The 19,064-nt window shown below is 42.3% G+C and carries 18 protein-coding genes; 4 read left to right on the top strand and 14 right to left on the bottom strand.

The window, feature by feature from the left end:
* Nucleotides 1-50 precede the first annotated feature (50 nt).
* The 6 genes from yaaA to HT688_RS08390 all read right to left on the bottom strand — a co-directional run bounded on the left by yaaA (nucleotide 51) and on the right by HT688_RS08390 (nucleotide 6,894).
* Entirely contained in the window at nucleotides 51-779 is a 729-nt protein-coding gene (yaaA, locus tag HT688_RS08415) for a peroxide stress protein YaaA (protein WP_166736074.1), read from the bottom strand.
* A gap of 132 nt (nucleotides 780-911) precedes the next feature.
* The gene (locus HT688_RS08410) at nucleotides 912-1,076 is read right to left on the bottom strand and encodes a YczI family protein (RefSeq protein WP_000508264.1); all 165 of its coding nucleotides are present in this window, start codon (nucleotides 1,074-1,076) and stop codon (nucleotides 912-914) included.
* Between the two features lie 79 nt (nucleotides 1,077-1,155).
* Complete coding sequence (locus HT688_RS08405) at nucleotides 1,156-2,751, bottom strand: hypothetical protein (protein ID WP_000822860.1); 1,596 nt, start codon at nucleotides 2,749-2,751, stop codon at nucleotides 1,156-1,158.
* Nucleotides 2,752-2,762: 11 nt separating this feature from the next.
* Nucleotides 2,763-3,173 carry a peptide deformylase gene (locus HT688_RS08400; protein WP_000412227.1) on the bottom strand — a complete coding sequence of 137 codons (411 nt, stop codon included), beginning with the start codon at nucleotides 3,171-3,173 and terminating at the stop codon, nucleotides 2,763-2,765.
* A 214-nt stretch (nucleotides 3,174-3,387) separates the two neighbouring features.
* Nucleotides 3,388-4,185 (bottom strand): glutathione-dependent disulfide-bond oxidoreductase, encoded by a 798-nt coding sequence (yghU, locus tag HT688_RS08395; protein ID WP_001277397.1) that lies wholly within the window; start codon nucleotides 4,183-4,185, stop codon nucleotides 3,388-3,390.
* A 12-nt stretch (nucleotides 4,186-4,197) separates the two neighbouring features.
* A complete protein-coding gene (locus tag HT688_RS08390) occupies nucleotides 4,198-6,894 on the bottom strand; it encodes a cation-translocating P-type ATPase (protein ID WP_023933182.1) in 2,697 nt (898 codons plus the stop codon).
* Nucleotides 6,895-7,201: 307 nt separating this feature from the next.
* On the opposite strand from HT688_RS08390, the gene mntE reads away from it, so the two are divergent.
* Nucleotides 7,202-8,386, top strand: a complete 1,185-nt coding sequence (gene mntE / locus HT688_RS08385) for a CDF family manganese efflux transporter MntE (RefSeq protein WP_023933184.1) — start codon at nucleotides 7,202-7,204, stop codon at nucleotides 8,384-8,386.
* 36 nt (nucleotides 8,387-8,422) lie between these two features.
* Here the strand turns inward: mntE and HT688_RS08380 are convergent, their stop codons facing one another.
* From HT688_RS08380 to cdaA, 8 genes are all read right to left on the bottom strand, one after another.
* Nucleotides 8,423-10,294, bottom strand: a complete 1,872-nt coding sequence (locus tag HT688_RS08380; protein ID WP_023940261.1) for an ABC-F family ATP-binding cassette domain-containing protein — start codon at nucleotides 10,292-10,294, stop codon at nucleotides 8,423-8,425.
* The gene (locus tag HT688_RS08375; RefSeq protein ID WP_078929830.1) at nucleotides 10,291-11,490 is read right to left on the bottom strand and encodes a CCA tRNA nucleotidyltransferase; all 1,200 of its coding nucleotides are present in this window, start codon (nucleotides 11,488-11,490) and stop codon (nucleotides 10,291-10,293) included. Before HT688_RS08375 ends, HT688_RS08380 begins: the two co-directional genes overlap by 4 nt.
* A complete protein-coding gene (gene dapB, locus HT688_RS08370) occupies nucleotides 11,487-12,254 on the bottom strand; it encodes a 4-hydroxy-tetrahydrodipicolinate reductase (RefSeq protein ID WP_000027869.1) in 768 nt (255 codons plus the stop codon). Before dapB ends, HT688_RS08375 begins: the two co-directional genes overlap by 4 nt.
* A 276-nt stretch (nucleotides 12,255-12,530) precedes the next feature.
* Nucleotides 12,531-13,379, bottom strand: a complete 849-nt coding sequence (locus tag HT688_RS08365; protein WP_000762178.1) for a DegV family protein — start codon at nucleotides 13,377-13,379, stop codon at nucleotides 12,531-12,533.
* Between the two features lie 2 nt (nucleotides 13,380-13,381).
* On the bottom strand, nucleotides 13,382-13,756 hold the full coding sequence (locus HT688_RS08360) for a DUF1149 family protein (protein WP_001050094.1): 375 nt from the start codon (nucleotides 13,754-13,756) through the stop codon (nucleotides 13,382-13,384).
* A 73-nt stretch (nucleotides 13,757-13,829) separates the two neighbouring features.
* Nucleotides 13,830-15,182: a phosphoglucosamine mutase gene (gene glmM, locus HT688_RS08355; RefSeq protein WP_050223019.1), complete on the bottom strand. Its 1,353-nt coding sequence runs from the start codon at nucleotides 15,180-15,182 to the stop codon at nucleotides 13,830-13,832.
* A gap of 25 nt (nucleotides 15,183-15,207) precedes the next feature.
* Nucleotides 15,208-15,987, bottom strand: coding sequence for a CdaR family protein (locus HT688_RS08350; RefSeq protein WP_000742288.1), 780 nt, complete (start codon nucleotides 15,985-15,987; stop codon nucleotides 15,208-15,210).
* Entirely contained in the window at nucleotides 15,974-16,831 is an 858-nt protein-coding gene (gene cdaA / locus HT688_RS08345; RefSeq protein ID WP_001011065.1) for a diadenylate cyclase CdaA, read from the bottom strand. The genes HT688_RS08350 and cdaA overlap by 14 nt, the downstream gene beginning before the upstream one ends.
* Before the next feature lie 135 nt (nucleotides 16,832-16,966).
* On the opposite strand from cdaA, the gene HT688_RS08340 reads away from it, so the two are divergent.
* The 3 genes from HT688_RS08340 (at nucleotide 16,967) to HT688_RS08330 (ending at nucleotide 18,677) form a co-directional block, all read left to right on the top strand.
* On the top strand, nucleotides 16,967-17,935 hold the full coding sequence (locus HT688_RS08340; protein WP_000081020.1) for an NAD(P)/FAD-dependent oxidoreductase: 969 nt from the start codon (nucleotides 16,967-16,969) through the stop codon (nucleotides 17,933-17,935).
* Nucleotides 17,936-18,206: 271 nt separating this feature from the next.
* The gene (locus HT688_RS08335; protein WP_001030863.1) at nucleotides 18,207-18,356 is read left to right on the top strand and encodes a hypothetical protein; all 150 of its coding nucleotides are present in this window, start codon (nucleotides 18,207-18,209) and stop codon (nucleotides 18,354-18,356) included.
* A 141-nt stretch (nucleotides 18,357-18,497) separates the two neighbouring features.
* Nucleotides 18,498-18,677, top strand: a complete 180-nt coding sequence (locus tag HT688_RS08330; protein ID WP_001233346.1) for a hypothetical protein — start codon at nucleotides 18,498-18,500, stop codon at nucleotides 18,675-18,677.
* Nucleotides 18,678-19,064: the final 387 nt, after the last annotated feature.

Here is a 19,064-nt window from a genome sequence, read left to right as displayed (position 1 = left end):
AAACTAAAATAGCTGATGATACATATTGCCAAATACAAAATATCTGATTTCTATACTTCCTTAACAAAAACCAATTCCTGTGGCTGGGACAGATCTTCTCGGTAGGTAAATCCTGCAAAGCTTAAGCGACGAGCTTCCTCCACCGTCTGTACTTGATTTTCTATCAGGGCTGTCAGGAAGGCACCACGCGCTTTCTTGGAAATGGTTGAGTGAATTTTCAGCTGACCGCCTCTATCCTCCATAAATTTGAAGATCACCATTTTTTCTCTGATTTCCTTAGAAAATACCGTCTCAAACTCGGACGACAAGAGGGAGAAAATCACTTCTTCCTGCTTCACAGCTTCATCATAGGCTGCCTTCCAATGACTCTTTAAAGTCTTACCAGCGACTTTTAACTTCATCAAAAAGTCCAAACGGTGAGGGGCCATAGATGACAAGGCTGGAACGACACCGTACAAAGCCGAAGTAATAAAGACATGATTTTCAAGATAGGCTTGTTCCGCCTCGGTCAACTTATCTCGCTTGATATGGCGGTACATAAGCCCATCAAAAAGTTTAAGAGCTGGGTAGTGTTGAGCAGTTTGCCTTTTCAAAGCTTGGATATTTTGACATTCTTCCGCAGCCTTCTCGGCTGATACCTTATAAAAACTCTCCAATTGACTAGCAGAATAGAGGGCCAAGGCATCCAGCACGGCCTGACTTTCTGGTATTAAAGGTGTTACCTCGATACTCGGCAAGTCTGTGTTCATTTCTTTTGCTGTAGGGATTAAAATTTTCATATTGATAGTGTAGCATATTTTTTAGCCACAACCAAGAAATTCATCTGATACTCAATGAAAATCAAAGAGCAAACTAGGAAGCNNGATTTTCGAAGAGTATGAAAAACCTCGGTTTGACCGAGGCTTCTCTATTTATTTGGGCCATCCTAACCAGATAGCCACGAGAACAAGGGCTGCGCCAGCTAAACTTGTTAAGATAGATAAGAATTTATCTTTTTTCTCCTTGAACTGAGAAAAACCTATCTTCAAAGCGAGCAGTCCAAGTAGCATTGAAGCAAGCATCAAATAAAAACCCATTTCTTTGTCCTCCATTAGTCTTAATTNNTTTGAGGTTGCAGATAAAGTTGACGTGGTTTGAAGAGATTTTCGCAGAGTATTACTGTACTTTAAAGGTCTTGAGATAGCTGTCTTTTCCTACTTGACCTTCGAAGGTTCTACCATTTTCAAGGTAAGGAAGGTCATCTGATACTGAAGCCTTAACCTTGTAAATCTTGCCATCAACTTTAAAGAAGTAGACGGTGTCGCCCTTGATAACAGCTGATTTGAGGTCTGCTACTACTCCCTTGATGCTTTCTGTCGTTGCATTGTCAATTTCAAGGTCGTTTTTATTGGCATACTTGCTGAGCATCTCTTCCACTGTAGTAGCTACGATAACATTTTGGTACTCGACTGCGTCTACTAGAGCATACTCTTTGACCAAGCCAGCATTGTCCTTCAAACCCATGATGTAGAAAGGCTTGTCATTGAGGTTGATGAGGATTGGGAAGGTTGCTTTGTAGGATTTCTCCTGAACAGCACCTTCTGCTGATTCACGGGCTGATTCTTCTGTCGCAGAAGCCAAGCTATACTTAGTAATTTCTCCTGTTCGCATATTTTCAAGGATGAAACCAAGATTACTCTCATCCGCATTAGCCGACGTCACACCTGTGTAGAGATAGATGTCATTACCGATAGACAAGTAATTATAGCCATTGGTAGTCTGGGTCACATTTTTCTTGGAAATCATGGCATTCAAGAAACCGTCCTTGTACTTGCCGTTGTAGTTGATTTGCTCAATGGTTTCCTCTGCTGGATAGATCCTATCCACCCATTCTGGAACATCTGATAAGCTGTATTCCTTGGTTTCTCCATTTGTAGCATCCAAGATAATGACTGAAGCAGGACGAGGAACCGCAAGTCCAAATTGCTTTTGGTAAACCGTTGCTACATAGAAAGGATTGCCCTCATCGTCCACCTCAAAAGATGGAGTTTTAAAGATTTTGGTCGGGTACTTCAAGCGCAGGTGACGTTTGACATCACGGTTAAAATACTCCGAGTCTGAATACTTGATTGGTGTCTTCAAGTCCACCAAATCCGCATTTCCAGTTACCATGTCCACCTTGATATACTCACCGATTCCCTTAGCTTGATTGTTAAACCACTTGATAGGGTCTGCGTATTCTAGTGGCGTCACTCGATAAGGTTTCCCATCAATTGTCAATTGGGTATAGGTATCTGCCGCTACGTACTGCGACACCTTATCTGTTAGGGAACCCAAGTAGCGGTCACCAATTTTTTCAGCAGTACTTCTATCTAAGATAGGAACCTTACTGGTGTCACTCTTAGGAAATTCAGTAAAGTCTTTTTCCGTAACCGTGACTACATTGGCATAATTTTTAGCCTGAAACATGCTGGAAGTTACCAAGGAAACCAAAGCTGCCAAGAGAAGAATTCCTCCAATCGAAGCTAACAGAATTTTCCCTAACCGATTGATTTTGAAACCCTCAAGATTTAAGGCAGCTTCCGCCTTACCGTGGCGCACATGAACCGTTTTGACAAGGTTTATCCCCTTGCCAAAGCCAAATAAGATTGCCACAACTAACAAATGCCCACAGAGGAAGAAGAGAAATTCCCAGCTGGTCAGGTTAAGGGGCGGTAAAAAGATATACCAGGTCGTTGCGATAAAAATAAGTTCAAAGACTATTCGTTTCATTTGCTTTCCTCCTAAATGATTCGTCCTTCCAAGTGATCCAGCTCATGCTGGCAAATCTGAGCTGGGAAGCCTGTCAAGGTAATGGTCTGTTCCTGCCACTTGCTGTCACGATAGGCAAGCCTTATGGTTTCATAACGCTTAGTTGATCTCACACCTACCAAGGACAAACAGCCTTCTTCTGCCTCATAGGATCCTTCAAAGGACAGAAGCACTGGGTTAAACATGACCACGGGAACCAAGCCAAGATTAAAGATAATCACGCGCTTTTGCACCCCAATCATATTGGCAGCTAGACCAATGCAGGTCTCACGATTTGCTAAGAGTGTATCCTGCAAATCTCTGGCAAGATAAAGGTCTTCCTGACTTGCCGGCTGAGATACCTGAGATAAAAACAAAATATCTTTTACAATTTTCTTTTCCACTTCCTCACACTCCTCTTGTTTTTTACTATATTATAACAATTATAGCACAAAAGCCGATAACTGCAAGCCCTTTCCCTCAACTGTAGCAAAAAGCCATCCGAAGATGACTTTTTTGCTACTTATACTCAATGAAAATCAAAAAGCAAACTAGGAAGCTAGCACAGGTTGCTCAAAANNTACGGCAAGGCGACGCTGACGTGGTTTGAAGAGATTTTCAAAGAGTATTAATTTCTTTATAAATTACTTCCATCCCACGCTTAACAGCTGGACGATTGGCAATTTTTTCTGCCCATTTTACTAAATTCTGGTAACTTGAGGCATCCAAGAATTTTGCAGAACCTTGGTAAAGTTTTCCTTGAACTAACTGTCCATACCAAGACCAGATGGCAATATCTGCAATCGTATAGTCATTGCCTGCAATATAAGGTTTCTGAGTCAATTCCTTATCCAATAAATCCAACTGGCGTTTCACTTCCATCGTAAAACGGTTAATAGGATATTCCAATTTTTCAGGGGCATAATTAAAGAAATGTCCAAATCCCCCACCTAGAAAAGGTGCAGCCCCAGCTTGCCAGAATAGCCAATTCAAAACTTCTACCTTTTCCACAGGATTACTTGGTAGAAAGGCTCCAAATTTCTCAGCAAGATAAAGGAGAATATGAGCAGATTCAAAGACTCTTACTTCTTCAGTTCCTGACTGGTCCAACAAGGCTGGAATCTTGGAATTTGGATTGAGCTTTACGAAGTCTGAACCAAATTGATCCCCATCCATGATAGCAATCTTATACAAGTCGTAAGCCGTTTCCTTAAAACCAGCCTCTAGTAATTCTTCCAATAAGATAGTGACCTTCACACCATTTGGTGTTCCCAGTGAATAAAGCTGAAAAGCTTGTTCTCCTTTTGGCAAGTTTTGTTCGAAACGGGCACCTGCTGTTGGTTTATTTAAGCCCGTAAAGGCTCCTTGATTACTAGCTTCATCCTGCCATACGGTCGGTAATTGATATGCTGACATCCGAAACCTCCCTTAAATCGCATTCTTGTCAAAACCGAGTTTGCGTTGAATAAACTTAACGATTTCGACGATGATAATCATTGAGAAGCTTCCAGCCATAACAATTCCCCATTGTGACAAGTCTAGTTTGGTTACGTGGAAGATTCCTTCAAGCGGTTCTACAACGATTGTTGCCATGAGAAGGATAAAGGATACCAAGATGGACCAGTTAAAGGTCTTAGACTTGAATGGGCCAACTGTCAAGATGGATTGGTAGACAGACTTGACATTGTAGGCATGGAAGAGCTGAATCAAACCAAGGGTTGCAAAGGCCATCGTTAGGGCATCTGCATGAATAGCATGATTGTCACCCACATGAACTGGGTAAGCAATCGCAAGGCCATAAACACTCATAACAAGAGCTGCTTGGAGTACACCTTGATAAATGATAGAACTCAAAACACCACCTGAGAAGAAGCTTGCCTTGCGTCCACGTGGTTTATGATTCATGACACCAGGCTCCGCAGGTTCAACACCAAGAGCGATAGCTGGGAAGGTATCCGTTACCAAGTTGATCCACAAAAGATGAACCGGCTGTAAGACATCCCAACCAAACAAGGTTGATAGGAAGATGGTTAATACTTCAGCAGTATTGGCAGAAAGTAGGTACTGAATAGTCTTTTGAATGTTTGAGAAGACCTTACGTCCTTCTTCCACTGCGACGATAATAGTCGCAAAGTTATCATCTGCAAGAATCATATCAGAAGCCCCCTTAGAAACCTCTGTACCAGTGATTCCCATACCGATACCGATGTCTGCTGTTTTCAGAGCTGGGGCATCATTGACACCGTCACCTGTCATGGCAACGACCTTACCTTGTTTTTGCCAAGCCTTGACGATACGAACCTTGTGCTCTGGAGACACACGGGCATAAACAGAGTATTGACCAACAACTTTTTCAAAGTCTTCATCAGATAATTCGTTGAGCTCAGCACCAGTTAAAACGTGGTCTTCTGTATCGTTTGCATCAATGATTCCCAAACGTTTGGCAATAGCTTCTGCGGTGTCTTGGTGGTCACCTGTAATCATGATTGGACGAATTCCAGCTTCCTTAGCCACACGAACAGCCTCAGCGGCTTCAGGACGTTCAGGATCAATCATCCCAATCAAACCAGTGAAGATTAAATTATTTTCCAGCTCTTCAGAAGTGAGGTTTTCTGGAATGCTATCGATAATCTTATACGCACCTGCAAGGACACGCAAGGCTTGGTGGGCCATTTCAGAATTGTTTGTATGAATGAGGTTTGTGACCTTCTCATCAATCGGAGCAATATCCCCAGCCTTATCACGAAGAACACAACGTTTCAAGAGTTGGTCTGGCGCACCTTTAACAGCTACGAGGAAGCGTCCATCTGCAAGTGGATGAACTGTTGACATGAGCTTACGGTCAGAGTCAAATGGCAACTCCGCCATACGAGGATATTTGTCTAAAAATTCTTTGACATCGTAGCCCTTGTCCAAGGCATACTGGATAAAGGCTGTTTCGGTTGGATCACCAATCAGGTTGCCTTCCACATCGATTTTCGTATCATTGGCCAAGACAACTGAACGAAGGAGGGGCATTTCAAGACCCAGTTCAATGTCATCAGCTGAGTCATGTAGGACTGCATCGTAGAAGATTTTTTCAACTGTCATCTTGTTCATGGTCAGCGTACCAGTCTTATCAGAAGCGATGATTTCAGTTGAACCAAGTGTTTCAACTGCTGGCAACTTACGAACGATGGAATGTCGTTTGGCTAAAACTTGAGTACCAAGGGAAAGAACGATGGTCACGATAGCAGGAAGTCCTTCTGGAATGGCTGCAACGGCAAGGGCAACAGAAGTCAACAACTCACCAAGTGGATCCTTCCCTTGAATGAAGACACCCACTACAAAAGTAACAAGGGCAATGACCAAGATTGCATAGGTCAAGACCTTAGAAAGGTTGTTCAAGTTTTGTTTGAGGGGTGTATCCGTCTCATCAGCGTCTTGAAGCATGCCCGCGATATGACCAACTTCCGTGTACATACCTGTATTGACAACAACTCCCATCCCACGACCGTAGGTTACGTTTGAGTTTTGGAAGGCCATATTGACACGGTCACCAATACCAGCATCTGTCGCAAGCTCGACTGTCAAGTCTTTTTCAACCGGTACAGACTCACCTGTCAGAGCAGCCTCTTCGATCTTAAGAGAGTTGGCTTCTAGCAAACGTAGGTCTGCTGGTACTACGTCACCAGCTTCAAGGGCAACGATATCTCCAGGTACCAATTCTTTAGAGTCAATCTCAGTCATGTGCCCATCACGCAGAACGCGGGCAGCTGGACTAGACATGGATTTGAGGGCTTCGATAGCTTCTTCTGCTTTTCCTTCTTGGTAAACACCAAAGGCAGCGTTAATGATAACCACGGCTAAAATGATAATGGCATCTGCGATATCTTCCCCACCAGAAGTCACGACTGACAAGATTGCTGCTGCAACTAGGATGATAATCATCAAATCCTTAAATTGCTCGATGAATTTGACCAGGATTGATCGTTTCTCGCCTTCTTCGAGTTCATTGTGGCCAAATTCGGCAAGGCGCTTTTCCGCCTCACTTGATGACAAACCTTGCTCGGTCGCATCCACAGCCTTCAAGACCTCTTCAGGACTCTGAGTGTAAAACGCTTGGCGTTCTTGTTCTTTTGACATGTGTCTCCTCCTTGACATTGTGTGCAAAACAGACTCTCTTTTCCCTCATCGCATCTTTTCACGACAAACAAAAAGAGACCTGTTAATCATAACAAGTCTCGCTATTTAAGATAGGGCCGGAAAACATACTTTTCAGTATAAAATTCGGAATGACGACACTATCACAGGTTTCTGCCAGCTACTCCCTTGAGTAGTACTATTATACCAAATTTTGGGTAGTTTTAAAAGAGTAAAAACTACCTTATTTGAATTTTCCCTTGAAAACCAGTATAATGGTAGAATGCTATATGACTAGAAAGGAAGTTGAATGAAGCAATCTATCTCAAATCTCAAGTTAGCTGAACGTGGTGCCATTATCAGTATTTCAACCTACCTGCTCTTGTCTGCAGCGAAATTGGCTACTGGCCATCTTCTTCATTCATCCAGTTTGGTGGCCGATGGTTTCAACAACGTGTCGGACATCATTGGAAATGTGGCCCTCTTGATTGGAATCAGGATGGCACGCCAGCCTGCTGACCAAGACCACCGTTTTGGCCACTGGAAGATTGAGGATTTGGCTAGCTTAATCACTTCCATCATCATGTTCTATGTTGGCTTTGATGTTCTAAGGGATACCATTCAAAAGATTCTCAGTCGTGAAGAAACGGTCATTGATCCTCTGGGTGCAACTCTAGGAATTATGTCTGCAGCGATCATGTTTGTGGTCTATCTCTACAATACTCGCCTCAGTAAGAAATCCAACTCCAAGGCACTGAAGGCCGCAGCAAAGGACAATCTTTCTGATGCTGTCACCTCACTTGGAACCACCATTGCCATCCTAGCTAGTAGTTTCAATTATCCCATTGTGGATAAACTGGTTGCTATCATCATCACTTTCTTTATCTTAAAGACTGCCTATGATATCTTCATCGAGTCTTCCTTTAGCCTTTCGGATGGCTTTGACGACCGTCTGCTTGAGGATTATCAAAAGGCCATCATGGAAATTCCCAAAATCAGCAAGGTTAAGTCCCAAAGAGGTCGTACCTACGGTAGCAACATCTACCTGGATATTACGCTAGAGATGAACCCTGACCTGTCTGTTTTTGAGAGTCATGAAATCGCGGATCAGGTCGAGTCTATGCTGGAGGAACGTTTTGGGGTTTTTGATACCGATGTCCATATTGAGCCAGCGCCTATCCCTGAGGATGAAATTTTAGACAATGTCTATAAAAAATTGCTCATGCGTGAACAATTGATTGACCAAGGAAATCAACTGGAAGAACTCTTAGCTGACGATTTTGTCTATATTCGCCAAGACGGAAAGCAGATGGATAAAGAGGCCTATAAAGCAGAAAAAGACTTGAATTCAGCTATCAAGGACATCCAAATCACTTCCATCAGTCAAAAGACCAAACTCATCTGCTATGAATTAGATGGTATCGTCCATACCAGTATCTGGCGTCGCCACGAAACTTGGCAAAATGTCTTCCACCAGGAAACAAAAAAAGAATAGAGAAATCCTGTCATGAGACGGGCTTTTTCTATTCTTCTAACTATCAAAGTCACTGAGATACTCATAGCGTTCGTATTTTTCAAGGAGTGCTTCATTTTTCTCATCCAATTCTTTTTGGAGAGTAGCCAGCTTACCAAAGTCAGAGCCGTTAGCCTGCATTTCCTCTTCAATAGCAGCGATACGGTTTTCCAAGGCTTCAATATCGCCTTCAATGCTTGCCCACTCCTGCTTTTCTTGGTAGGTCATGCGTTTCTTGCCTTCACGAACCTTGACCACTTTCTCCTTTTCAGCCTTTTGCACTTGATTGGCCATCTCTGTTTCAAAGACTTTTTCATCAAGATAGTCGGTATAATGACCAAAGAAAGGACAAATCTTGCCATCCTCAAAAGCCAGAATCTTAGTCGCTGCCTTATCCAAGAAATAGCGGTCGTGACTAACTGTTAAGACTGGACCTGCAAAGCCTTGCAAGAAATTCTCCAAAACTGTCAAGGTTGCAATATCCAAATCATTGGTTGGCTCGTCCAAGAGAAGAACATTTGGTTTCTCCAAAAGCAATTTGAGGAGATAAAGACGCTTTTTCTCTCCCCCAGACAATTTCTCAATCAAGGTTCCATGCGTCGAACGTGGGAAAAGAAACTGCTCCAGCAGCTCTGCAATCGAAGTCGTAGAACCACCGCTGGTCTTGACCTCTTCTGCCACTTCCTGCAAGTAATTGATAACTCGCTTGCTTTCATCCAAGCCCTCAATTTGCTGAGAGAAATAGGCGATGCGAACAGTTTCCCCTATCACAACTTGACCTGCTGTCGGATCAAGACTTCCTGCAATCAAGTTGAGGAGGGTTGATTTTCCAACACCGTTATCCCCAACGATTCCAATACGGTCTTTGGCCTGCACCAAGAGATTAAAATCTTGCAAAATGGGTTTGTTTTCATAGGCAAAAGAAACATTCTGAAACTCGATGACCTTTTTCCCAATCCGACTGGTTTCAAAGTTCATGGTCAAGTCTGTCTCATCAGTATTGCCTGAAACTTCCTTTTTCAGGTCGTGGAAACGATTGATACGAGCCTGCTGCTTGGTCGCACGCGCCTGCGGTTGTCTACGCATCCAGGCCAATTCCTGCTTATAGAGTTGTTCTTTTTTGTGGAGAAGAGCTGCATCGCGCTCGTCCTGTTCCGCCTTAAGGCGAACATAGTCCTGATAATTCCCTTGATACTCGGTCAATCCAGCTCGATCCAACTCGAAAATCCGAGTTGACAAAGCATCCAAGAAATAACGATCGTGAGTGATAAAGAGAACTGTCTTCTTAGAATTTTTTAAAAAGAGGGTCAGCCACTCAATAGTCGCAATATCCAGATGGTTGGTTGGCTCATCCAGCAGCAAGAGGTCGTGATTACCAAGAAGAACTTGCGCCAACTGGACCCGTCTTCTTAGACCACCTGACAATTCCCCAACAGGAGTAGATAAGTCCTGAATCCCCAGCTTGCTGAGAACAGTCTTGACCTGACTCTCGATTTCCCAAGCTTGGAGAGAGTCCATTTCAGCCATGACCCGTTCCAAACGCGCCTGCTTGTCCTCACTGTAGTTGAGCATGATCAACTCATACTCACGAATGAGCTGGATTTCCTTGAGGTCGCTGGAAAGAACCGTATCCAAGACCGTCTTGCTATCATCAAAATCAGGATCTTGAGTCAAATAACCAATCTGGTAATCATTCTTAGCCGAAAAGGGACTAACATCCCCATCAAATCCAGAAACACCAGAAAGAACATCTAAAAGGGTGGTCTTACCAGTCCCATTGACACCGATTAAACCAATTCTATCCAAGTCATGGATGATAAAGGAAATATCCTTAAAAACGGTCTTATCACCGACGGATTTACTTAGTTTTTCAACGATAAAATCACTCATTTTTTCTCCCTTAGATAAGCATGGATGGCTTGACGGTCATTTTCCAATTCTCCATCGACAATAGCAAACTCAATCTCTGTTAAAATCTCTCCCAAGTCTGGTCCCGGCTGATAGCCATATTCCTTGATCAAAATACCACCATTAATCTGAATTTCTTTCTTGTCATGAATGGTCAGACTCTGGTAGGTTTCTGTGATGGCTTGTGGGTTGACTGGTTTTCCCTGAGCCTGACGAAGACTTTCAGCCTGTAAAAGCAAATCCAAGTCAAAGCGATAACAATCTCGCTTGCTCAATTCTCCCTTTTCACGCAATGCCAAAATAGTCAGCAAATCCTGAACTTGCTTGGCAAACTGGCGTGAGGTCTTCCAAGCCTTCAAAAATGGCTGCGCATTTTCAATCTCCAAAACCCACAGTAGAGCCGCCCAGGCTTGCTCTGAAGATTCAAAGGTGAAATCAGTCTCCAAATCAAACAGTCTATTGAGCTTGTCCTGGCTAGCTGCCATATCAGGGAGATAGTCATAAGCTTGACTCTCAATCATGGAAGCCAAGCCCCTTCTCCAAAATGGAGCCAGTAAGAGTTTATCAAACTCAACAAAGGTACGCTCTACAGAAATTTTCTCCAAAAGCGGCGTTAATGTCTTCATAGCTTTAAAGGTTTCTGACTCAAGTTCAAAGCCAAGACTGGCCTGAAAACGGAAACCACGCATAATCCGCAAAGCATCTTCGTTGAAACGCTCACTAGCCACACCAACCGCTCGCAAAACTTGATTTTCTAAATCTCCTAGCCCATGGAACAAGTCAATGATTTCTCCTGTCTCATCCAAAGCAAAGGCATTGACTGTAAAATCACGGCGCTTGAGGTCTTCTTCTAGCGAACGAACAAAGGAAACCGCACTGGGTCTGCGATAGTCCACATAGACATCTTCTGTCCGAAAGGTGGTTACCTCATACTCCTCATCCCCATCTAAGACCAAGACGGTTCCATGCTCGATTCCGATATCGGCTGTTCGCGGAAAAATCTGCTTGGTCTCTTCTGGATAAGAAGACGTCGCAATATCCACATCATGGATAGGGCGATTGAGAAGGGCATCTCGAACAGAACCTCCAACAAAATAGGCCTCAAAACCTGCTTCTTTAATTTTTTCTAATACTGGTAAAGCCTTCTGAAATTCAGAAGGCATTTGCGTTAATCTCATAATAAGTGTTCTAATCCATAGACAAGCTCATGACGCTTGACAACTTCTTTAATTCCCAAATTCACCCCTGTCATGAAGGAGCTGCGATCATAGGAGTCATGACGGAGCGTCAATCCTTCTCCCTGATTGCCAAAGATGACTTCCTGATGGGCTACCAAGCCTGGTAAACGAACTGAGTGAATCCGCATGCCATCAAAGTCAGCACCACGGGCACCTGCAATCAATTCTTCCTCATCAGGCGCACCTTGCTGAATAGACTCTCGAACTTCTGCCATTAACTCAGCCGTTTTAATAGCTGTTCCACTCGGAGCATCCTTTTTCTTGTCATGATGGAGCTCGATAATCTCCACATTGGGGAAATATTTAGCAGCCTGCCTTGCAAATTGCATAAGCAAGACAGCACCCAAGGCAAAATTTGGAGCGATCAAGCCACCCAAATCTTGGGCACGAGAAAATACTTTTAGCTCTGTAATTTCTTCACTCGTGAAACCAGTCGTTCCAACTACTGGAGCAAAGCCATTTTCAAGAGCAAAGCGTGTATTTTCATAGGCAACAGCTGGAGTTGTAAAATCTACCCAAACATCCGCTTCAAAGCCTGCTAAATCAGCCTTATCCTTGAAAACAGGAATTCCCTGCCATTCTGACTCAGACTCAAAAGGATCCAAAACTGCTACCAAGTCCAAGTCTGGATCAGCCAAGACCATCTGACAAGCAGCTTGACCCATCTTTCCCTTAAAACCAGCAATAATTACTCGAATACTCATCTCTACTCCTGTCTAAGATACAAGGCCTGTAAGAACACAAAGTGAAAATAGGAATTCTGATCAAGAAGTGTCTACTCCTTGGAAGAACTATCTTTTTCACACAGGGTCCCAGGCGTGTTCAATTATCAAGATACAAAGGACCTTAGCTGCCCATGAAAAATAGGGAATGACGCTGACTTGCCACGAAAGGCAAGACAGGCATCTTTTTTCAAGAGGCAGGTAGTCCGTGTTCAATTGCTAAGATACAAGGCATCTTAACTAAGCTAAAAGTCCCAACTAAATCACTGGAATATAACCCAGAGCAATACTTCCTGCGCCTAGGTGTGTTCCAATGACACTACCAAATGTAGCAAGTGAAATATCCGTACCCACTTCAGAATCTAGTAAGTGCTGACGTAATTCCTCAGCCTTTTCAGGAGCATTCCCGTGAATGACAATGACCCGATATTGGCCTGAAGCCGTTGTTTCCTTGATGATTTCAATCAAGCGCTTGGTTGCTTTCTTTTCCGTACGAACTTTTTCGTAAACTTCAATCACACCTTGATCGTTAAAATAAAGGATTGGCTTAATGCTAAGCAAATTGCCCAAAATGGCAGCCCCATTTGAAAGGCGCCCACCTTTTACCAAATGATCCAGGTCATCTACCATGATAAAAGCTGACGTACGGCTGATTTGAATAGCTAGCTTATCCTGAATGATAGCAAAATCATCGCCCTGATCTCGCCAGTTAAAGACGCTTTCAACCATGATGCCTAGGGGAGCGCTTGTAATCAAAGTGTCTGGGAAAGCACTGGTTAAACCTTCATAGTCATCCACCATATACTGAATATTTTGGTAAAAACCTGAAATTCCAGAAGATAGGAACAGTCCCAAGGCATGTGTATAACCTTGTTCTTTGAGCGAAGTTAAGATCTCATCTAACTTGGCAATACTTGGTTGACTGGTCTTAGGCAATTCAGAAGCCTGAGCCATTTTTGGGTAAAATTCCTCAGCAGTCAGATTGATGCCTTCGACATACTCCTCACCATCAATATTGACAGGAATATCCAAGACATACAAATCTTCTCTTTGCAAGGTCTCTGCACTGAGATAGGCAGAAGAATCTGTGATAACAGCTAGTTTCATAATTAGAACTCCAAATTGATTCCTGGTAAGTCTAATGCAATTTCAGTTACTTCGTAAGTCAAACGGTTGAGCATATTCAAACATGGACGAGCCAAAGTTTCCACTTCTTCTTGGCTCAATTCACTTGGTTCATTGACAATACGGCCATCGATATGATTTACCTGTGAAATGGTTCCACTGATGACAAACTTATCAAATACAATCATAAATGTCAAGATGACAATCAAGGAAGTCACTTGATTTTCTTGATTATGTTGGAGCAATTGGAAGTTCACATCCACCTTAGTTTCAGGAGCTCCATTTTCATTTTCCCATTCAAAATTACGCGCATCAAAATGATACTGACTAACAAATTCTTGTTCACGTTTAAGATTCATATCTTTCTCCCTCGGCTACAATATTATAGGCTATTGTACCATAATTTTTTATTTTCATCTAGTTTTCTAAGTTTTAGTCCATCCCAATTTCAGCTCGAACTACGTCTGCGATGGTATCAACATAGTAGTCAACTTCTTCTGTGGTAGGCGCTTCTGCCATAACACGCAAGAGGGGCTCTGTTCCACTTGGGCGTACTAAGATACGACCATTCCCTGCCATTTCTTCTTCCATCTTCTCGATGATAGCCTTGATAGCTGGCACTTCCATAGCCTTTTCCTTCACGGCATTTTCCACTCGGATATTGACTAATTTTTGTGGATAGATGGTTACTTCTGCTGCCAACTCTGACAAGCTCTTACCAGTTTCCTTCATGATTTTTGTCAATTGGACAGCGGATAATTGACCATCACCTGTTGTATTGTAGTCCATCAAGATAACGTGCCCAGATTGTTCACCACCGAGGTTGTAGCCTGATTTTCGCATTTCTTCAACAACGTAGCGGTCGCCAACTGCAGTGACTACCTTGTTAATACCTTCGCGATCCAAGGCCTTGTGGAAACCAAGGTTAGACATAACAGTTGTCACAATTGTATTTTGAGCCAATTGTCCTTTTTCAGAAAGGTATTTCCCAATGATGTACATAATCTTGTCACCATCGACGATGTCGCCATTTTCATCAACAGCAATCAAACGGTCACTGTCTCCATCAAAGGCCAAACCAATAGCTGAGCCGCTTTCTTTGACCACTTCTTGAAGGGTTTCTGGGTGGGTTGAACCAACATTAAGGTTGATGTTAAGACCATCTGGTGTTCCCCCTATAACAGTCAACTGAGCACCAAGGTCTGCAAAGATTTGACGGGCACTTGTAGAAGCTGCACCATGAGCTGTATCCAAGGCAACCTTCATTCCTTCAAGAGGAGTTCCAGTTGAAACAAGGTAGCCTTCATACTTACGCAAGCCTTCTGGATAATCTACCAAGGTTCCCAAGCCTTCTGCACTTGGACGAGGAAGAGTGTCTTCCGCAGCATCTAGCAAGGCTTCAATTTCTGCTTCTTTTTCGTCATCTAGTTTGAAGCCATCACCGCCAAAGAACTTGATTCCATTATCAAGGGCTGGGTTGTGGCTAGCAGAAATCATGACACCGGCGCTTGCTCCCTCAGTTTTTACCAAGTAAGCTACTGCTGGTGTCGCCAGAACACCTAGTTTGTATACGTGAATTCCTACAGATAGAAGACCAGCTACCAAGGCAGATTCTAGCATTTCCCCTGAAATACGTGTGTCACGTCCTATAAAGACTTTCGGTGCTTCCGTTTCATGTTGACTAAGAACATAGCCTCCAAAACGTCCTAGCTTAAAAGCTAATTCTGGAGTAAGTTCTACATTAGCTTCTCCACGGACTCCATCAGTCCCAAAATATTTACCCATTTTTATAAAATCCTTTTTTCTATTTTTAATTCGTTTTTGAACTAGTTGCTTTCGTTGACGAAGATGTCTCCGATGAACTGCTTGTAGTTGAATTTGATGTGCTTGAACTTGGTGCTGCTGGTTTTGTAGTTACCTTCATTGTTGTATCAAAGGGAGTGATAACTGTCGGTAAGACAACACCATTGCGGTCGATTGCCTGCAAAGGTACTGAACCACTGTAATTACCTGTTATGTGTTCGCTAGTTGGCAAGACAGCGATAATCTTATCAATTCTATCCAATGTCTCTTGATCACTCGTAATCGACACTTCTTCATCTGACACCGTGACATTTTCAATCTGTACCCGACTATCAATTTGACTAGGGTCAATCTCTGGTACAACCTTTACCTTATCCTTCTGAGCCTTCTTCCCAATCTTGACTGTAATTTTTTGCGGAGTCGCCACAGCGGTCAGCCCATTGGGTAAATCTTCAATGCTCAAAGGAACTTCAATCGTTCCAACACTGGCATCTGTTAGGTCAGCAGTAACCTTGAATTTACGTGTGCTTTCTTGCATTTCACTAGCTAGCGATAGGCGATTTGCACCAGTCAAGACCACTGAGACTTCTGAAGCAAAACCGCTAATAAAATACTCATCACTATTATAGCGTATGTCAATAGGAACATTTGTTACTGTATTCGTATAGGTTTCCGTTTTTACCTGCCTAGCACTGGTACTGTTTTGAAAATTCGTCGCCGTAGCATAGACAAATAAGACACAAGCAAAAAAGAGTGAGGATATGATATATAAACTATTTTTTTTCATGTTTCCATCCTCCTAGCAATCGTTCTTTAAAACTAAGACCCGCTTCCTCTTTTGGAAGTAAGATTTCACGTAATTCTGTTTCAAATTCATCAAGTGTTAGGTTGTGCTTAAAGCTTCCATTATAGGTTATCGAAATTCCTCCCGTTTCCTCTGATACGACAAAAGTCAAGGCATCTGAGACTTCTGATAAACCGATAGCCGCCCGGTGTCTGGTCCCAAATTCCTTGGAAATCCCTGTGTTTTTTGTCAAGGGCAGATAGGCAGACGTCACAGCAATACGTTCTTCTTTGATAATCACCGCACCATCATGTAGGGGAGTGTTGGGAATAAAAATGTTAATGAGAAGTTCTGCAGAAATCTTAGCATCCAAGGGAATTCCTGTCGAAATATACTCCTGCAAGGTACGTACACGCTGAATAGCAACCAAGGCCCCGATTTTACGAGGACTCATGTATTCAACAGACTTAACAAAGGCACGAATCATCTGTTCCTCAGCACTAATAGGGGCATTGGAAAAGAAATCTGTCGCTCTTCCCAAACGTTCCAAACCAGTCCGAATCTCTGGAGAGAAGATAACAACCGCCGCAATAACCCCATAAGTAATAATTTGATTGATTAACCAAGAAATCGTAGTCAAACCAATCATATTTGCAAGGATTTGAGCTAAAATAAACACCAAAACTCCACGTACCAAAATCATAATCTTGGTTCCTGCAATAGCTTTTGTAAAATGGTATAAAATATAAGCAACAATCAAAATATCAATCAGATTGATAGCTATCGTCCATGGACTTGCAAACAAACTGGTCCAATATTGCAGATTGGATAATTGTTGAAAATTCATCCCTGATATCCTCCCTATCAAAACACTTTCATCCTATTATACCATTTTCTGGCATTTTTTTCCCTATCCTAGTCCATTTTACATTGAACAAAAATATGATAAAATAAACTGACTAGAAAAAACAAAGGAGAAACTATGTCTCAACTCTATGATATTACCATTGTGGGTGGTGGTCCTGTCGGGCTTTTTGCAGCCTTTTATGCCCACCTACGCCAAGCCAAGGTTCAAATCATCGACTCTCTTCCCCAGCTAGGTGGACAACCTGCTATTCTCTACCCTGAAAAGGAAATCCTAGACGTACCAGGCTTCCCAAACCTGACTGGAGAAGAGTTGACTAACCGCTTGATTGAACAGCTAAACAGCTTTGATACCCCTATTCATCTCAATGAAACGGTTCTTGAGATTGACAAACAAGAAGAAGAATTTGCCATCACAACTTCTAAAGGAAGTCACCTGACTAAAACAGTTATCATCGCTATGGGTGGCGGTGCCTTCAAACCACGTCCGCTGGAACTTGAAGGGGTTGAGAGCTATGAAAATATCCACTACCACGTTTCTAACATTCAGCAATACGCTGGTAAGAAAGTGACCATTCTTGGTGGGGGAGATTCGGCTGTGGATTGGACTTTGGCTTTTGAAAAAATCGCACCAACTACCCTTGTTCACCGCAGAGATAATTTCCGTGCCTTGGAACACAGCGTTCAAGCCTTGCAAGAATCATCTGTGACCATCAAGACACCATTCGTCCCTAGCCAACTCCTTGGAGATGGAAACACGATTGATAAACTTGAAATCACAAAAGTCAAATCTGATGAAACCGAAACGATTGACTTAGATCACCTCTTTGTCAACTATGGTTTCAAATCTTCTGTCGGTAATCTTAAAAACTGGGGGTTGGAACTCAACCGACACAAGATTATCGTCAACAGCAAACAGGAATCCAGCCAAGCAGGTATCTATGCTATTGGTGACTGCTGCTACTATGACGGAAAAATTGACTTGATTGCGACAGGTCTCGGAGAAGCTCCAACTGCTGTCAATAATGCTATCAACTACATAGACCCTGAACAAAAAGTACAACCAAAACACTCTACTAGTTTATAAAAAAGAACCACGAGTCACATAGGATGCGTGGTTTTATAATTCATCGGCTTTTACAAATACCTTTACATCGTTTTACTATATCTTACAATACCTTTTAAAATAGCTATATTTTGAGCTTTTAAATAAATGTTTTTACATCATTTTACAGAGATTTACGACACTTTTGCCCCTTTTTTGCCCCCTGTTTTTTTAAAAAACTTCATCAAAACTCTTGACTTTCTCGGTATGCCGTGATATAATATAATCAAGATAAGGAAAGGGGGTGATGAAATTGAACAAAGAAGATTGGCTTAGGTTACTTGAAAAGGCAATAGACAATATTCCTGAAACGGTAACTGCTATCGCAAGTCTAGTGACCGCAATAACGGTCGCAAGGCAAAACAAAAAGCGTAAACCGAAATCCCGTCAAAGAAAAAGGTAAACGCTAAGAGGTTGGGGCGAAAGCCCCTCACACCTCTATTTTATCAAATGAAAAGAGGAAATGCAATGGTCAGCGCAATAGCTATTTTTATAATTGCAATCAATGTATATATTTATCTAAAAAACAAAAAGGACAAATAAGATGAGAAAAGTTATTCAAGAATTGCTAGACAGTTCGATGTCTACATCTACTATTTCGCAAGGTGCTGGAGTTCCATGGACTACTGTTTCTGATCTCAGAAAAGGAAAAACAAGCATGGACAAAATGGCACTTCTCACAGCGGAAAAACTTTATGAATTTGCTACAACTGATAAGCAGTGATTTCGGTCACTGTTTTTTATTTTTAACAAAACACCGTTTTTGACAATGATACACCACGATTTCCTCTCCATATTCTTCACGTAAACGCTTTTTTGAACAATAGGATTGTGATTTTGCTTTCTAATCGTTCAAAATGCCTGTTTTTGCAAAATAGAAATATAAACTCTAATTTTGTTAACATCAACAAAATTGGCAACCAAGCGCTTTATAAAGCTATTTGTTGATGTCAACAAGTCAATTTTTTTCAGACAAACCATTTATTTTGCTACCGACATTAATGTCGGTTGGTTAGATGTTTTCTTGATTCAGACAAACAAAAAACCGCAAGCCTGAGCCTGCGGTTGGTGTAATCTATTTTGAAGCCTTTCTATTTAGTCGTAATCAAGC

Origin of the sequence: Streptococcus sp. 1559, from assembly GCF_013276735.1 — a bacterium.
GTDB lineage: Bacteria > Bacillota > Bacilli > Lactobacillales > Streptococcaceae > Streptococcus > Streptococcus pseudopneumoniae.
Note: the sequence above shows the minus strand (reverse complement) of the source record. Positions and strands in the feature narration are given on the sequence as shown.

Coding starts and splice junctions, on each gene's coding strand:
- HT688_RS08375 (WP_078929830.1), bottom strand. CDS start 11,490: ATGAGATTAACGCAAATGCCTTCTGAATTTCAGAAGGCTTTACCAGTA.
- cdaA (WP_001011065.1), bottom strand. CDS start 16,831: ATGAATTTTCAACAATTATCCAATCTGCAATATTGGACCAGTTTGTTT.
- HT688_RS08410 (WP_000508264.1), bottom strand. CDS start 1,076: ATGGGTTTTTATTTGATGCTTGCTTCAATGCTACTTGGACTGCTCGCT.
- yaaA (WP_166736074.1), bottom strand. CDS start 779: ATGAAAATTTTAATCCCTACAGCAAAAGAAATGAACACAGACTTGCCG.
- HT688_RS08365 (WP_000762178.1), bottom strand. CDS start 13,379: ATGAAACTAGCTGTTATCACAGATTCTTCTGCCTATCTCAGTGCAGAG.
- dapB (WP_000027869.1), bottom strand. CDS start 12,254: ATGAGTATTCGAGTAATTATTGCTGGTTTTAAGGGAAAGATGGGTCAA.
- HT688_RS08390 (WP_023933182.1), bottom strand. CDS start 6,894: ATGTCAAAAGAACAAGAACGCCAAGCGTTTTACACTCAGAGTCCTGAA.
- mntE (WP_023933184.1), top strand. CDS start 7,202: ATGAAGCAATCTATCTCAAATCTCAAGTTAGCTGAACGTGGTGCCATT.
- HT688_RS08330 (WP_001233346.1), top strand. CDS start 18,498: ATGAGAAAAGTTATTCAAGAATTGCTAGACAGTTCGATGTCTACATCT.
- glmM (WP_050223019.1), bottom strand. CDS start 15,182: ATGGGTAAATATTTTGGGACTGATGGAGTCCGTGGAGAAGCTAATGTA.
- HT688_RS08405 (WP_000822860.1), bottom strand. CDS start 2,751: ATGAAACGAATAGTCTTTGAACTTATTTTTATCGCAACGACCTGGTAT.
- yghU (WP_001277397.1), bottom strand. CDS start 4,185: ATGTCAGCATATCAATTACCGACCGTATGGCAGGATGAAGCTAGTAAT.
- HT688_RS08380 (WP_023940261.1), bottom strand. CDS start 10,294: ATGAGTGATTTTATCGTTGAAAAACTAAGTAAATCCGTCGGTGATAAG.
- HT688_RS08360 (WP_001050094.1), bottom strand. CDS start 13,756: ATGAATCTTAAACGTGAACAAGAATTTGTTAGTCAGTATCATTTTGAT.
- HT688_RS08340 (WP_000081020.1), top strand. CDS start 16,967: ATGTCTCAACTCTATGATATTACCATTGTGGGTGGTGGTCCTGTCGGG.
- HT688_RS08350 (WP_000742288.1), bottom strand. CDS start 15,987: ATGAAAAAAAATAGTTTATATATCATATCCTCACTCTTTTTTGCTTGT.